The organism is Microbacterium sp. LBN7, from assembly GCF_045690345.1.
GTDB lineage: Bacteria > Actinomycetota > Actinomycetes > Actinomycetales > Microbacteriaceae > Microbacterium.
Window position 1 is genome coordinate 2116876 of record NZ_CP147856.1, and the last position, 13665, is coordinate 2130540.

Genomic DNA, 13665 nt, shown 5'->3' on the forward strand with positions numbered 1-13665 from the left:
TCTCTTCGACGATGCTAGCCCGTGCGTCGCTCAGCGGCCCAGATGCACCGAGACCGTCCCGGCCTCGTAGACGGCGACGGGATGCGCGAACGGCTGCGGTGTCAGCTGCTCCGCCTCGACGAGCGCCAGGTCGGGGAAGCTCTCCAGCAGCGCGGTGAGCGCCTCGCGGATCTCCACCCTGGCGACCTGCTGTCCGATGCAACCGTGGATGCCGTGCCCGAATCCGAGATGTCCGAACGCGTCGCGGCTGACGTCGAACTCCTCCGCGCGGTCCCAGTGGCCGGGATCGCGGTTGGCCGCGACCGGAGAGACGGCCACGGAGGTGCCGGCCGCGATGGGGATCCCGTCGACGACCACGTCCTCCGTCGCGGTGCGCGCGAACAGGGTCACGAACATCGCTCCGACGCGCATGAACTCCTCCACCGCCATCCGGATCCTCTCGGGATCGTCGCGGAGGACGGCCAGCTGCGCCGGGTTCGTGAGCAGAGCGACGGATGCCGTGGCGATGAGGTACGCGACCGAGTCGCGACCAGCGCCCATGAGCAGCCGGAGCAGTCCCTCGATCTCGACCTGCTCCAGGTCGGCGTTGCCCAGCAGGTCGGTGATGACGTCCTCGCCGGGAGAGGCGCGGCGCTCCTCGAGGAGCGCACGGATGAAGTCGTACTTCTGCTGCGCGGTCGAGGACTCGACGAACAGCGCGACGAAGCGGTCGTAGTGATGGTCGGGGATGCCGATCACGTGGCAGTGCGTGCGCGCCGAGATCGGCATCGCGTAGTCGCGCCACAGGTCGACGACGGGTCCCCGCGCCTTGAGCTGCGCGATCTGCTCGGCGATCATCGTGCGGATCCACGGCTCGCGCGATCGCGCCTGCCGCACCGAGAACCGTGCGGTGACCGCGCGGCGCAGCCGGGAGTGCACCTCGCCGTCGAGGTTCAGCAGGTTGAGGTCGTCGGAGCGCTGCCCGGCCTCATCGAGGTCGCCCGGGGCCTCGAGCGGCACGGCGGCGCTCTCGGCCTGGTCATCTCCGTGGGCACCGTGGCCGGCATCGCCGGGCCCCACCGGCATCCGGCTCGGGCGCATGCTGAACCGCGGATCCTGCAGGACGCTCACGGCGGCCTCGTATCGCGTGGCGACGAGTCCTTCGTGGCCGTCCTGGAAGTCCAGGGGGACGAACGCGCCCTGCTCCCGCCACTCGGCGAGTTGCGGCGACGGCTTCAGCGGGGTCCCGTCGCCGGGGAGCGCGCGGGCGTGGAACGGGCATTCTGCGGGGATCGTCATCGACCGTCTCCTTCAGGGTTGCGGGGTGAGTGCAGGGGTGGCGGCGAGCACCTCGGCGCGTGCGGCACGGAAGTCCCGAGGGGAGGCGTTCCAGCCGACGACGCCGCGCGCGCCACCGGTCTCGTCTCTGCTCGCGAAGATCGCGCCTCGCGCCTCCGGGTCGGTGGTCCGTTCGACCAGGGGCGTGGCGGGGTCGAACCAGCCGTAGGCGTGGATGCGGGCGCCGTGGATCTCCGACCAGAAGAGGGGCACCGGCTGGGTGCCGTTCTCGCCGCGCGCGATGCGGACCGCGACCGCGACCGCCTGCTCGATCGCGTTGCTCTGGTGCTCGACCCGCACATGGCGTCCGCTGACGGGATCGGCCCATGCGGCGACGTCGCCGACTGCCGAGACGCCGGGAGCTGCGGTGCCGCTGCTGTCGCAGGCGATGCCGTCGTCGACGGAGAGGCCCGACGAGGCGAGCCACCCCGTGCGCGGCATCCCCCCGATCATGACGACGGCCAGGTCGACGCGGCGGACGGCCGTGCCGAGGGTGAGCTCCGCGGCACCGGAAGGCAGCGGCACGGCGGAGGCGATGTCGGCGCGCAGCGCGAGCTCGACGTCATTGTCTTCGTGCAGTCGGCTGAGCTCGTCGCTGAGGAGCGTGCCGACGCCCCCGAAGCCGAGGGCCCCGGACCGGCCGATCAGCAGGGTCTCGGCGCCGTGCTTGCGCGCGGCGCTGGCGATCTCCGAACCGAGGATGCCCGATCCGATCACGGCGATGCGCCGCGCTGCGCGCATTCGGTCGCGTAGTCGCTGCGCGTCGTCCATGGTGCGCAGCGTCGGCGCCCAGGGGAGGAGCGGATGCGAGCGCGGCTCGGTGCCGGTCGCGATGACGAGCTCGTCGAAGGGGATCGCGCCCTGCGCGGTGTGGAGGACGCGGGCCTCGACGTCGAGGCCGTGCGCGGCGCATCCGGTGCGCACGACGATGTCGAGATCGTCGAGCTCTGCGGCGGTGCGGATCGCGGCCTGGTCGGGTTCCCAGTCCCCGAGGAGGATCTGCTTCGAGAGGGGCGGACGCGTGTACGGCAGGTGCGGCTCATCGCCCAGCAGCAGGATCTCGCCGCCGAAACCCTCCTGGCGGAGTGTCTCGGCCGCGGTCAGTCCGCCGATGGAGGCGCCGACCACGACGACGCGAGCCGGCATCAGGGTGCCAACGAGATGGCGCGTGCGGGGCAGAGGCGCACCGCGCGGGTCGCCGCCTCGAGGTCGGAGCCCTGCGGATCGGGCTCCAGGAGCATGACGATGCCGTCGTCGTCCTGGTCGAACACGTCGGGAGCCACGAGGGCGCACTGACCTGCACCGACGCAGGCGTCTGACTGGACCGTGATGCTCATCGGCACTCCTCTGTACTCGCGGGCTACACGGTCGATTCAACGCGCTGCCTCCCGTCGTTCCTAGACGCAGTGCGCTCAGAACATGGACTCAAGCGCCATCCGTGGAGAAGTCCGCCGTGCCGGTGGAGGAGCTGCCGGTCACTCGCCGGCGCGCGCCGCGAGTTCGTCGGCGATGCGGGCGACCGCGTTCTGCGCCTCTGTCAGGCGTGAGCCCTCGGCGTCGAGATCTGACCGGAGCGGCGCCGGGGCATCGTGCTTCCGGGCGATCTGCAGGTTCGCGCGCAGGTTGATCGTCGCGCCGGCGAGTCCGGCGCGCAGGGCTTCCGCTGCGACCGCGAGATCCGCCTGCAGGTGCGGATTCCCGATCTCGGTGAGCACGCGCACCTCGGGCAGCAGCCGGATGCCGATGGCGCCGAGCCGCGTCGACGACTCGGCGGCCTCGATCGCGGCATCCCGCACGCGAGCGTCCCGCTCGGAGTCTTCCGCCGGCAGGGCGAGGGCGGCGCCGAAGCTTGCCGAGAGGATGCCGTCGGCCTCGGCGGCGTCCAGAGCCTCCACGCGCATGCGGGCGAGCCGGTCGGCGCACTCCGTCGCGCGGGGATCATCCGGCGTGTACTCCGCGACCATGCGCAGAAGCGACGCGGCGATCCCCAGCATCACCCCCGCCGCCGCGCCCCCGCCGGGCGCCCCGTTCGGCTGACCGAGCTGCGCCAGCCACCCGTCCAGAGGGGTGGACGTCGGCACGTCGGCGTCGTGATCCATGCGCGCAACCCTAACCTGCCGTCACACCTTCGGTGGAAGCCCGGTCTTCTCTGGCACGGACCGCAGACGACAGATCCGAGCCCGTGGGATGCCCGCTTGCATCAGGTGAACATGACGCGGTGGGTGGGTCGGTCGGTGTAGGTGCGGCCGAGGGGGCTGTGCCAGGTGATGGTGCCGTCGCGTTCTTGTCGGGCTGTCCATCGGTGCGCGTCCGAGACATCAGGATGTTTGAGGGTGTGGTGGGCGCGGCAGAGGTGGGCGAGGTTGTCGAGCCTGGTCTTGCCGCCTCGGGCGTGGTCGTGGGTGTGGTCGATGTCGCACCGGTGTACCGGCATGCGGCAGCCGGGGAATCGGCAGTGCTGGTCCCGGGCGCGGAGGAACCTCCGCATCTGCTCCGTCGGGGTGTATGTGTCGGTCTGGGTGACCATGCCGTCGGGGCCGAGGAACAGGCGCGACCAGCCCGTGTTGCGTCCGGCGAGGTCGCGGGCGATGTCGGGGTGGAGGGGGCCGTGCCCGTCGAGGTCCGCCGGCCCATCATCCACGCCGGCGAGGGTGGTCCCGGCGATCGTCACCTGGATGCGGCCCTGGATGTTGTCCAGCCCCTCGCCGTGGATGGCGCTCGGGTCGGCGGTGAGCAGCAGATCGGCGAGCAGATCCGCCTGCACCTGATCCCAGGTGCGCGTGTCCGCGGCGACTTCCTCGGCATCCGCGCCTGTGTCTGTGTCGGTGTCTGTGTCGGGGTCGGTGGCGAACGTGTCGTCGCTGAAGATCACGCTTCCGGAGTCGCAGGCAGGGCCGGAGCCGGAGCCGAAACCAGAGCCGGAGCGGCTGTCGGCATCGCGCGCACCGTCCGAATCGTCGCCGGCATGCGCACGGTTCCGGATCACCTGCCGGGTCATCTGGCGGAGCCGGTCCGCGATCGCGACAGCGACCCACTCCGGCAGCACCGCCGTCAACAAAGCCAGCCCGTCGCCGACGGAACGCACCTTCACACACCGCTCCGAGGCCGCCCGCTGGTGCCGGTCCGTGACCGTCTCCCCGACCAACGCCGCCGCGACCTGCGCCGCATGCGCCTTCGTCCGCGCCGCGGTCTCCCGCTCCGCGAACACCAGCACCGCCGCCTCATACAACCCCATCACGCCGGCATCCACCCGCTTGTTGCGGATCGCCTCCGACACGATCGCACTCTCCCGCACGATCTCCCGCACATGCCCCGCACACACCCGCCCGGCCGCGAACGCCGCCCGCACCTCCGGCAGGGACGTCGACACCACCAGGGCATCCGTGAACGCAAACTCCACAGACCCGGCAGGGATCCGAGCGGCAGCGGAGAACTCCGCAACCATCGACCGATAGATCGCATCCCGATGGAACCCGTTCCCCGCGACATCCGCCTCATGGAACCCGATCTGCTCGACCATCACCTCCATCGCCTCGCACTCCAGCACCGCGATCTGCCGCTTCTTCTCCACCCACGCCTCCAGCACACGACGACGCTTATCGAGGTCGAGGTGAAGATCCGTCTGCCGCTGTGCCATACCCCCAGATTAGAACATATGTACTAATATGGCGGCATACAACCGCCCGCGGGAGGCCGTCTCAGCTCCGCGGCAGCACTGTCGCCGCGACTACCGCATTGCCGATGATGGTGGCCATCGTGCGGGTGACCGCCGAAGAGGCTGCTGCGGCGCCCCAGTCGCCGCGTTCCAGTTCCTTGCCCCGCGTGTAGACGTCGCCGCTCCACGGGATCTCGCGGTGGAACTGCGGAAGCGTGCCGCTCGCGGAGAGCAGCGCGATGCTCGCCGCCGTGCGGGCGTCGGGCGCCTCCCCGTCGACGAGCGCCGCACGCACGCGCCCCATCAGAGCGTCCCGCCGGCCACTTCCCAGCGTGAGCTTCGTCGTCGGGAAGATGCCGAGGGTCTTCCCCTCCTCTCGGTTCAGGTCGCCTCGTGCGACGAGCCGATCGAGGACGGGGCCACGCAATTCCGGCCCGATCGCTGCGAGCGCCGTCTGCACGCCGCGCGGCTTCGGAGCCAGGAACGACCACGCGGGCTCGAGCAGCGCGTCCGGCAGGGCTCCCGCTCCTGTCGCCTGCACCCGCGTCGAGAGGGCTCGCTTCTCCGTCTCGACGCGCCCGGCGAGTGCGAGGTCGCCGAGCACGGCGCCACCCAGCACGTAGAAGAGGATGTTCTCGCCCGCGATCGATCCGGAATCCGGCTGGAAGAGCAGCAGCAGCGTGTCTTCGACGAGCAGTGGATCCGGGGAGATCCGTTCGGCATCCCCGGCGGCTGCGCCCGGTGCGGCCGCCGCCTGGGGCTCGAGGTCATCGGTCATGGTTCTCTCCTTCGTGATTCGCGTCGCCCAGGGCGCTCGCGTCGCCTAGGGCGCCGGCGTCGTCCGGGGCGGATGCCGGCTCGGCATCCGCTGCTCTCTTCTCGGTCGCCAGGATGCTGGCGCGCGCCAAGACGTGGAGCTGAGCCTCGTTGTACAGCTCTCTCACCGTGGCGATGAAGGTCTCCTGCGTCACCCGCATGCCCTTCGACAGGTGCTCGGCGGGCTGCATCAGCCAGGGGTAGTCCGCGATGTGCTGGGCGAGCTGCGGCGCCAAGGCCACGGCGATGCGCTCGCGAGTGGCCTCGTCGGCATCGGGCGGGAGTGTGTCGAACTCATCGTTCAGATCGTCGGGCTCATCCTGCACCATCCTCTTCACGTCGGACATGGCGGACTCGTCGTACAACTGCGAGTAGACCAGCATGAGCGACCGATTGGGGCCGGAGAGCTTCCCTGCGACATCCTCGAACCCCGGCGGAACGTCGATCCCGGTCGTGCCCTCGAGGATGGCCCGGATCTCGGCACGCGCCCGCTGCAGACGTTCGATGCTGGCGGCGAGGTCGGCGTCGATCGCGAGGAGGGCCTGACCGGAGTTCGCGCCGCTCTCGAATCCGACGGCCTCGATCTGCGCCAGCGGCACGCCGAGCTCACGGAGCCGACGGATCTGCAGCAGGCGCACGAGGTGCCGGGCGCTGTACTGCTTGTATCCGTTGGACAGGCGCTCCGGTTCGTCGAGCAGGCCTGCGCGGTGATAGTGCCGCACGCTGTTGACGGTCGTCCCGGCGAGGTCCGCCAGTTCGCTCGTGCTCCAAGCCATCGGGGTCACGTCCTCTCTTCGGGTCCATTCAAGACCCTGTTCCCGGAACAGGGTCAAGTACCGCAGTGACGATCAGGCCGGGACTTGACCCTGTTCTGAGAACACGGTCTTCACTTCGTGGGGGAAACGGATGCCGATCCGCGGCATCCGTCATCGAGAGAGAAGAGACATGGACAACCCGTACCCCTGGCTGCAGGACTTCATCAACCAGGTCCCGGACATCCTCCAGCCGCTGATGGTCGCGGTCGTCGCCATGATCCCCTACATCGAGGGGGAGGGCGCGGCGGCGTTCGGCATCATCGCCGGCATCAACCCGATCGTCGCGGCGGTCGCCGCTGCTGCCGGGAACATCCTCTGCGTGATCGGAGTGGTCCTGCTCGGCTCTCGCATCCGCGGCGGCGTCGTCGCGCGTCGCCAGGCGCGGACGGGGGCCCCGGGCGGGGCCGGTGTGACGTCGTCGGGTCTCGGCGAGACGGATGCCGCGACAGCAGCGACCGCGACCGTCGTCGCCGAGAACGACGGTGCCGAGAACGAGGGCGCCGACGATGCGAAGCCGACCCACGCCTCCAAGGGGCGGGACAAGCTGCGCCGCTGGCTGGTGCGCTTCGGCGTCCCCGGAGCGAGCATCATCGCGCCCCTCGCCCTGCCGACGATGCTGACCGCGGCATTCTTCGTCGCCTCGGGCGTGCGCAAGGAGTGGGTCATCCTGTGGCAGGTCGTCGCGATCGTGCTGTGGACCGGGGCCGTGGCTGCGGCCGCGACCGGACTCCTCGCCCTCCTGGGCTGGTGATCGGCCTCAGGGTCGGACGCAGACCGTGCGTCCCTCGAACGTGACCAGATCACCGTCGTGGAGCTGCCGGCCGCGGCGGCGATCGACCTCGCCGTTGACCGTCACGTAGCCGTCGATCACGACCTCCTTGGCGTCTCCGCCGGAGTCGAGCAGACCCGAGAACTTCAGGAACTGCCCGAGACGGATCATCTCGCCGCCGATGGAGACGTCGTCGATCGGGCCGTTGTTCGTCATCCTTGAATGCTAGCCGCCGGGTCGGTCGTCAGGCGCCCAGGAAGCGACGGATGGCGGATGCCGTCTGCGCGGGCTCCTGCAGCATCGGCAGATGGCCCGTCGGGAGGTCCTCCCTCCCCTCCGCGCCGAGGCGATCGGCGAAGCGCCGCTGCATCGCCGCGGGCAGCTCGCGATCCTGCGTGGTCGTCAGGTACCCGGTACGCCCGGTCCAGGCGTGGCCGCGCGTCCTGTCGAGGTAGAGCCGTTGCGGTTCCGGGGTGAACTCGGCGACGACCCGGTCGACCTCGGTCTCTTCGAGTCCGTGACCGAGACCGCGGCGGATCGCGGACTCCGGCGGCCGGGTCCCGCCGAGTCGGAGCGCCACCGGCAGGATCCACCGGTTCGGCGCCGGCATCGCGGAGACGAAGGACTCCCCGGCGCGCGGGATCACGGCCGACACGGCCAGCAGGCCGTCGACCCGCTCCGGGGCGAGCCGGAGGATCTCGCTGGCGATCACCCCGCCGATCGAGTGGGCGACGATCGTGAAGCTGCGGCCGTCGACGGACGCGATCGCCGCTTCCGCGTGGTCGCTCAGCGACGACGCGCCTGCGGTCGGGCGCGGCGCGACGACCGACGCGACGGCGAGGTCATCACGCACGCCGTCCCAGATCCGGGGGCTGAGCCCCGCGCCGCTGAGGAACAGGATGGTCTCCGATGAAGTGATCATCCTCCGATCCTTCCTCGCCTGAATGTCACTCCTATGTCACTATTTATCCGTGAATCGCACCGATCGGCTCTACGCCATCCGCGAGGAGCTGCGGCGCGCCGGTCAGGCCGGTCGCACGGCCGAGCGCCTGGCGGCGACCTTCGAGGTGAGCACGCGCACGATCAAGCGCGACATCTCGACGCTGCAGCACTCCGGCTTTCCCGCCTGGGCGCGACCGGGGCCGGGTGGCGGCTACGTCGTCGACGCCGAGGCGACACTCCCGCCGGTCAACTTCACCGAGGCGGAGGTCGCCGGCCTCGCCGCCGCCGCGGCGGTCCATCGGGAGCAGCCGTTCGCCGAGCACCTGCGCGGCGCGCTGAACAAGGTGCTGGGCGTGATGGACAGCGGGGCCCGCGACCGCGCGACGTCTCTCACCGATCGGATCTGGATCGACACGAGCGACGCTCCCGCGACCCCGAAGGTGCAGCGCGCTCTCGAGCACGCCCTGAACGAGATGCGGGTCGTGACCGTCGACTACGTCGATCACCAGGGGGCGGCCACGACACGGAAGGTCGATCCGATCCTCCTCGCGTTCACCCGCGGGCACTGGTACTTCGTCGGCCACTGCCGCCTGGCCGACGGCATCCGCTGGTTCCGCACCGATCGTGTCGTCGGTGCGCGACTGACGAAGGAGCGGGCCGCTGCCATCCCGGTCGAGGCGATCGGCGCCCCGCCGTCGTCCGCCGCGCCGCTCACCGACCGCTAGGCGTCTTCGATCCCCGTCAGGATCGCGCGAGATCCGCGTTGACCGCGGACACCGAGTACTCGCGCTCGACCACCATCGCCGCGAGACCCACCACCGTCGCCTTCTCGCCGAGCGTCGACTGGCTGATGCTGAGGTGCCGGGTCGCCCGGGGGAGCGAACGGGGGTAGAGGGTCTCGCGCACGCCCGCCAGCAGGGGCGGGGAGGCGAGCATCCCGCCGAGCACGACCTCGGAGGGGTTGAGGAGGGACACGACCGTGGCCACGACCTCGCCGATCAGGCGGCCGGCCTCCTGCGTGAGGTTGGCGGCATCCGGATCTCCGTCGGCGAGGTAGGCGCCGACGTCGGATGCCGATGCGGCGGGCTTTCCGAGGGCGGTGAGGGAGCGGGCCACGGCGCGACCGGATGCCGCGGCGGCGAGGCATCCGCGTGCTCCGCACTGGCACAGCAGGTCGCCGTGCCCGGCGATCTTGACGTGCCCGATGTCGCCTGCGCCTCCGTCGGCGCCGCGATACACGCGTCCGCCGAGCACGATCCCCGTGCCGATACCGGACGACACCTTGAGGAAGCACAGCGACCGCGAGTTCGGATGCGCGGCCCGCTGCTCGCCGAGGGCGGCGGCATCCGCATCGTTCGACACCAGGACGGGGACGCCGAGCGCGCTGTTCAGATGGTCGGGGATCGGGTAGGCGTCCCACCCCGGCATGATCGGCGGCTGGCTGGGCCGGTCGGTGTCGGGATCCACGGGGCCGGGGATGCTGAGCGCGATGGCCGCGACGTCGTCGCGCGCGATCCCGGCGCGCGCGAGAAGGTGGGCAGCCCGGTCGGCGATGGCGTTGAGCGTCAGGTCGGGACCGTCGGCGACCGCGACCTCGACGCGCTCCTCGACCGTGATCCGGCCGGCCAGGTCGGTGAGGGCGACGGTGGTGTGGGTGGTGTCGACGCTCGCGGCGATCACGTGGGCGTGCGCCGTGTTGAACTCGAGGCGGCGCGACGGCCGGCCGGCCGAGACCCTCTCGGTGCCGGACTCGATGATCAGGCCGGCGTCCAGCAGGGCGTCGATGCGGGTCGCGACCGTCATCCGCGAGAGGCCTGTCACCTCGAGGACGTCGCCGCGCGTGAAGGCGCGACGCTCGCGGATCAGCTCGAGCACATCGCCGGGACCGGACATCTCCACCTCCATGGGGGTCGTTCTCAGCATAATGCTTGACAGCTATGCGACTTATGTCTAGCTTTTAGTCTTAATGGTCGTGACATTCCGACCGAGCCCCGAAGAGACCTGCAGGACCTCAGCGCAAGGAGGCGCATAGTGAAGACCCGTGCGACAGCAGCAGCAATGGCCGTGGTCGGCCTGACCGCGCTCGCCCTCACCGGATGCACCAGCTCCGGCGACGAGGGAGGCGGCGACGGAGGCGACGGCATCACCTTCTGGCTGCAGGAGGACCTTCCCGACCGCGTCGCCGCGACGCAGGAGATCGTCGACGCGTTCACCGAGAAGACCGGCATCGACGTCGAGCTCGTCTCGGTCGCCGAGGATCAGTTCGCCCAGCTCCTGACGTCGTCGGCCGCCGCCGGCGACCTCCCCGACGTGATCGGCGGCATCTCGCTTCCGCAGGTGCGCACGCTGTCGGCCAACGAGTTCGTCGACACGGACGCCGTGGCTGCGACCATCGACGCCCTCGACCCGTCCACGTTCTCGGAGAACGCCCTGACGCTGACCTCCGACGGTGACACGGCCCTCGCCGTGCCGAGCGAGTCGTGGACGCAGATGCTCTTCTACCGCACCGACCTCTTCGAGGCGGCAGGCCTCGAGGCCCCCGACTCCTACGAGTCGATCCTCGCCGCGGCCGAGAAGCTCGACTCGCCGGAGGTCGCCGGATTCGTGGGTGCCACGGCGCCGGGCGACGCCTTCACGGAGCAGACCTTCGAGCAGATCGCGCTCGGCAACGGCTGCGAGCTCGTGAACAAGGACGGCGACGTGGAGCTCGACTCCGACGCGTGCGTCAGCGCCTTCGAGTTCTATGGCGACCTGACCGAGAACTACTCCGTGCCCGGTGCGCAGGACGTCGACACCACCCGCGCGACCTACTTCGCGGGCGGAGCGGCCATGTTCATCTGGTCGAGCTTCGTCCTCGACGAGATGGCCGGGCTCCGGGAAGACGCCAAGCCGTCGTGCCCCGAGTGCGTGGCCGACCCCGCCTTCCTGGCGCAGAACACCGGCGTGGTGACCTCGATCGCCGGTCCCGACGGCGACGCACCGGCGCAGTTCGGCGAGATCACCTCGTGGACCATCACCGAGGGCGCGAACGCCGAGGCCTCGCAGTCGTTCATCGAGTACATGATGGGCGACGGCTATGAGCCGTGGATCGCGATCGCTCCCGAGGGCAAGGTGCCGGTGCGCACCGGCACCCCGGACGAGCCGACGAAGTTCTCCGACCTGTGGGGCACGCTTCCCGCCGGAGTCGACACCAAGGCGCCGCTGTCGGACTTCTACACGCCCGAGGTGCTCGAGGCTGTGGCCGCCGGTCCGCAGGATCTCGCACGCTGGGGCATCACGCAGGGTCAGGGCAGCCTGCTCGGCGCCCTCCAGGGAGAGCTCCCCGTCTCGACCGCCGTCAGCGATGTCGCGCAGGGCGGAGACCCGGCCGAGGCCGCAGCGACGGCCGCCGAGGCGGTGCGCTCGATCGGCGAGTCGCTCAAGTGACCACTCTCGAGAACGGATCCGGGACCGAGGCCGCGCGCCTCGGTCCCGGGACCACGAAGCCGCGCCGGCGCTCGCGGCACAACCGCGAGGAGAACCGCGCCGGCCTTCTGCTCATCTCGCCGACGTTCATCATCATCCTCGTCGCCGTGGTGCTGCCGATCATCTGGGCGATCTCGCTGGCGTTCCAGGACGTGCGGCTCATCAACATCCGCGGCACCGGCATCATCGGCGAGTACACGCTCGACAACTTCATCGACGTGCTCACCTCGCCCGGCTTCTTCAGCGCCCTCTGGACGACCATCGTCTACTCCGTGTGCGGCACCGGGCTCGCGATCGGCATCGGCCTCATCGCCGCGGTCGCCCTCCGCAAGCCGTTCCGGGGCCGCGGTCTCGTGCGCGCCTCGCTGCTGCTGCCCTACGTCGCCCCGGTCGTCGCCGCCACCTTCGTGTGGTCGACCATGCTCAACCCGCAGTTCGGCATCGTGAACTGGTTCGGCCAGAACGTGCTCGGCTGGGAGGACCCGGTCGCCTTCCTCTCCGACCGCTCCCTGCCGGTCAGCATCTTCGGGTGGCAGGTGGAGCTGCCGATCGCGCTCATCACCGTCATCCTCTTCGAGGCCTGGCGCTCCTTCCCCTTCGCGTTCCTCTTCCTCACGGCCCGTCTCGAGGCCGTGCCCGGCGTGCTCGACGAGGCCGCGCGCGTCGACGGCGCGACGCCCACCCAGCGCTTCCGCCACATCCTCCTGCCGCAGCTCCTGCCCACGATCGCCGTGCTCTGCGTGCTGCGCTTCATCTGGACGTTCAACAACTTCGACGACATCTACCTGCTCACGGGCGGCGGAGCCGGCACCGAGGTCGTCTCGGTGCGGGTGTTCGACCTGCTCACCGCGCGGGGCGACATCGGTGCGGCCGCCGCGCAGGCGCTCGTGCTGGCCGCGATCCTCGCCGTGCTCGTCGGCATCTACCTGAAGTTCTTCGGCAAGCAGGAGGAGCAGGCATGAGCGCGCAGACCACGACCCGCGCCCCGCGCCGCGGCCTGACCCGCGACAGCTTCGAGAACGGCCTGTTCCGTGTGCTCCGCCCGATCGTGATCGTGCTCCTGGTGCTCGCCGCGGTCGTGCCGTTCTACTACATGGTGCTGCTGAGCTTCCGGTCGCTCGACTCGCTGCTGCAGAACCCCGGGGCGCTGTGGATCACGATCGAGGAGCTCGACTTCTCGACGTATCTCGACGTGCTCGCCCCCGTGGATGCCGGTGGGCAGGGCTTCATCGTCTTCATGCGCAACTCGCTGCTCGTCGCGCTGGCGACCGTCGTGCTCACGCTGCTGGTCTCGATCCCGGGTTCGTATGCGGTCAGCCGGCTCGCGTTCTTCGGACGCCGTCAGGTGTCGGGACTCTTCCTCGCGGTGTACTTCTTCCCGGCGATCCTGCTCGCGGTGCCGCTCTTCGTGTTCTTCACGCAGATCGGGCTGCGCGGCTCGTTGGTCGGCCTGCTCATCGTGTACGTCTCGCAGGTCGCTGCCGTGTCGATCTACACGCTCCGGAACTACTTCGCGACGATCCCGGTCTCGCTGGAGGAGGCGGCGGCGCTCGACGGGGCCAGCAGGTTCCAGATCATGCGCAAGGTCAGCATCCCGCTCGCGATGCCCGCCATCGTGTCGAATGGCCTGTTCATCTTCATGATCGCGTGGAACGAGTTCCTGTTCGCGCTGCTGTTCCTCGTCGAGAAGCGCGACTCGTGGACGGTGTCGCTCGGTCTGTCCCAGCTCGCCGGCAGCATCGAGGTCCCCACCACGGTGCTGATGGCCGGGTCCGTCATCCTCACCCTGCCCATCATCCTGCTCTTCTTCGCATCGGAGCGGCTCCTCGTCGGGGGCCTCACCGCCGGTGCGGAGAAGGGCTGAATCACCCGTCGATCCTGGAAGG

At 70.2% G+C, this 13665-nt stretch carries 15 protein-coding genes; 5 read left to right on the top strand and 10 right to left on the bottom strand.

All coding sequences use genetic code 11. The annotated features are described in order from the left end of the window. Window positions 1–30: 30 nt before the first annotated feature. The 7 genes from LBN7_RS10120 to LBN7_RS10150 form a co-directional block, all read right to left on the bottom strand. Window positions 31–1278, bottom strand: coding sequence for a cytochrome P450 (locus LBN7_RS10120; RefSeq protein ID WP_407359543.1), 1248 nt, complete (start codon window positions 1276–1278; stop codon window positions 31–33). A 12-nt stretch (window positions 1279–1290) separates the two neighbouring features. Then, on the bottom strand, window positions 1291–2463 hold the full coding sequence (locus LBN7_RS10125) for an NAD(P)/FAD-dependent oxidoreductase (protein WP_407359544.1): 1173 nt from the start codon (window positions 2461–2463) through the stop codon (window positions 1291–1293). Continuing rightward, window positions 2463–2660: a ferredoxin gene (locus LBN7_RS10130; RefSeq protein ID WP_407359545.1), complete on the bottom strand. Its 198-nt coding sequence runs from the start codon at window positions 2658–2660 to the stop codon at window positions 2463–2465. Before LBN7_RS10130 ends, LBN7_RS10125 begins: the two co-directional genes overlap by 1 nt. A gap of 132 nt (window positions 2661–2792) precedes the next feature. Further along, window positions 2793–3416: a cyclodeaminase/cyclohydrolase family protein gene (locus tag LBN7_RS10135; protein WP_407359546.1), complete on the bottom strand. Its 624-nt coding sequence runs from the start codon at window positions 3414–3416 to the stop codon at window positions 2793–2795. A gap of 101 nt (window positions 3417–3517) precedes the next feature. After that, on the bottom strand, window positions 3518–4954 hold the full coding sequence (locus LBN7_RS10140; RefSeq protein ID WP_407359547.1) for a DUF222 domain-containing protein: 1437 nt from the start codon (window positions 4952–4954) through the stop codon (window positions 3518–3520). Between the two features lie 61 nt (window positions 4955–5015). Continuing rightward, a complete protein-coding gene (locus LBN7_RS10145) occupies window positions 5016–5750 on the bottom strand; it encodes a GPP34 family phosphoprotein (protein ID WP_407359548.1) in 735 nt (244 codons plus the stop codon). Continuing rightward, complete coding sequence (locus LBN7_RS10150) at window positions 5740–6564, bottom strand: MerR family transcriptional regulator (RefSeq protein ID WP_407359549.1); 825 nt, start codon at window positions 6562–6564, stop codon at window positions 5740–5742. The genes LBN7_RS10145 and LBN7_RS10150 overlap by 11 nt, the downstream gene beginning before the upstream one ends. A 169-nt stretch (window positions 6565–6733) precedes the next feature. Between LBN7_RS10150 and LBN7_RS10155 the strand changes: the two genes are divergently transcribed. Continuing rightward, a complete protein-coding gene (locus tag LBN7_RS10155; RefSeq protein WP_407359550.1) occupies window positions 6734–7354 on the top strand; it encodes a small multidrug efflux protein in 621 nt (206 codons plus the stop codon). A 6-nt stretch (window positions 7355–7360) separates the two neighbouring features. On the opposite strand, the gene LBN7_RS10160 is transcribed toward LBN7_RS10155, so the two are convergent. Together LBN7_RS10160 and LBN7_RS10165 are read right to left on the bottom strand one after the other, a co-directional pair. Continuing rightward, complete coding sequence (locus LBN7_RS10160) at window positions 7361–7588, bottom strand: RNA-binding S4 domain-containing protein (RefSeq protein WP_407359551.1); 228 nt, start codon at window positions 7586–7588, stop codon at window positions 7361–7363. 28 nt (window positions 7589–7616) lie between these two features. Next, on the bottom strand, window positions 7617–8294 hold the full coding sequence (locus LBN7_RS10165; protein ID WP_407359552.1) for an alpha/beta fold hydrolase: 678 nt from the start codon (window positions 8292–8294) through the stop codon (window positions 7617–7619). A 49-nt stretch (window positions 8295–8343) separates the two neighbouring features. On the opposite strand from LBN7_RS10165, the gene LBN7_RS10170 reads away from it, so the two are divergent. Continuing rightward, the gene (locus tag LBN7_RS10170) at window positions 8344–9039 is read left to right on the top strand and encodes a WYL domain-containing protein (RefSeq protein ID WP_341947047.1); all 696 of its coding nucleotides are present in this window, start codon (window positions 8344–8346) and stop codon (window positions 9037–9039) included. 16 nt (window positions 9040–9055) lie between these two features. Here the strand turns inward: LBN7_RS10170 and LBN7_RS10175 are convergent, their stop codons facing one another. Beyond that, window positions 9056–10207: an ROK family protein gene (locus tag LBN7_RS10175; protein WP_341947048.1), complete on the bottom strand. Its 1152-nt coding sequence runs from the start codon at window positions 10205–10207 to the stop codon at window positions 9056–9058. A 138-nt stretch (window positions 10208–10345) separates the two neighbouring features. Here LBN7_RS10175 and LBN7_RS10180 point away from each other — a divergent pair, with 138 nt between their 5' ends. From LBN7_RS10180 to LBN7_RS10190, 3 genes are read left to right on the top strand one after another with little or no spacing between them, the layout of a single operon-like run. Then, window positions 10346–11740 carry an extracellular solute-binding protein gene (locus LBN7_RS10180; protein WP_341947049.1) on the top strand — a complete coding sequence of 465 codons (1395 nt, stop codon included), beginning with the start codon at window positions 10346–10348 and terminating at the stop codon, window positions 11738–11740. After that, complete coding sequence (locus tag LBN7_RS10185; RefSeq protein ID WP_116633431.1) at window positions 11737–12741, top strand: carbohydrate ABC transporter permease; 1005 nt, start codon at window positions 11737–11739, stop codon at window positions 12739–12741. Before LBN7_RS10180 ends, LBN7_RS10185 begins: the two co-directional genes overlap by 4 nt. Beyond that, window positions 12738–13643 carry a carbohydrate ABC transporter permease gene (locus LBN7_RS10190; protein ID WP_341947050.1) on the top strand — a complete coding sequence of 302 codons (906 nt, stop codon included), beginning with the start codon at window positions 12738–12740 and terminating at the stop codon, window positions 13641–13643. The genes LBN7_RS10185 and LBN7_RS10190 overlap by 4 nt, the downstream gene beginning before the upstream one ends. The last annotated feature ends 22 nt before the right edge of the window (window positions 13644–13665 follow it).

Bases quoted from the DNA above. Each gene is read 5' to 3' on its own strand.
- LBN7_RS10120 (WP_407359543.1), bottom strand. From the start codon at position 1,278: ATGACGATCCCCGCAGAATGCCCGTTCCACGCCCGCGCGCTCCCCGGC.
- LBN7_RS10125 (WP_407359544.1), bottom strand. From the start codon at position 2,463: ATGCCGGCTCGCGTCGTCGTGGTCGGCGCCTCCATCGGCGGACTGACC.
- LBN7_RS10135 (WP_407359546.1), bottom strand. From the start codon at position 3,416: ATGGATCACGACGCCGACGTGCCGACGTCCACCCCTCTGGACGGGTGG.
- LBN7_RS10140 (WP_407359547.1), bottom strand. From the start codon at position 4,954: ATGGCACAGCGGCAGACGGATCTTCACCTCGACCTCGATAAGCGTCGT.
- LBN7_RS10145 (WP_407359548.1), bottom strand. From the start codon at position 5,750: ATGACCGATGACCTCGAGCCCCAGGCGGCGGCCGCACCGGGCGCAGCC.
- LBN7_RS10150 (WP_407359549.1), bottom strand. From the start codon at position 6,564: ATGGCTTGGAGCACGAGCGAACTGGCGGACCTCGCCGGGACGACCGTC.
- LBN7_RS10155 (WP_407359550.1), top strand. From the start codon at position 6,734: ATGGACAACCCGTACCCCTGGCTGCAGGACTTCATCAACCAGGTCCCG.
- LBN7_RS10160 (WP_407359551.1), bottom strand. From the start codon at position 7,588: ATGACGAACAACGGCCCGATCGACGACGTCTCCATCGGCGGCGAGATG.
- LBN7_RS10165 (WP_407359552.1), bottom strand. From the start codon at position 8,294: ATGATCACTTCATCGGAGACCATCCTGTTCCTCAGCGGCGCGGGGCTC.
- LBN7_RS10175 (WP_341947048.1), bottom strand. From the start codon at position 10,207: ATGTCCGGTCCCGGCGATGTGCTCGAGCTGATCCGCGAGCGTCGCGCC.
- LBN7_RS10190 (WP_341947050.1), top strand. From the start codon at position 12,738: ATGAGCGCGCAGACCACGACCCGCGCCCCGCGCCGCGGCCTGACCCGC.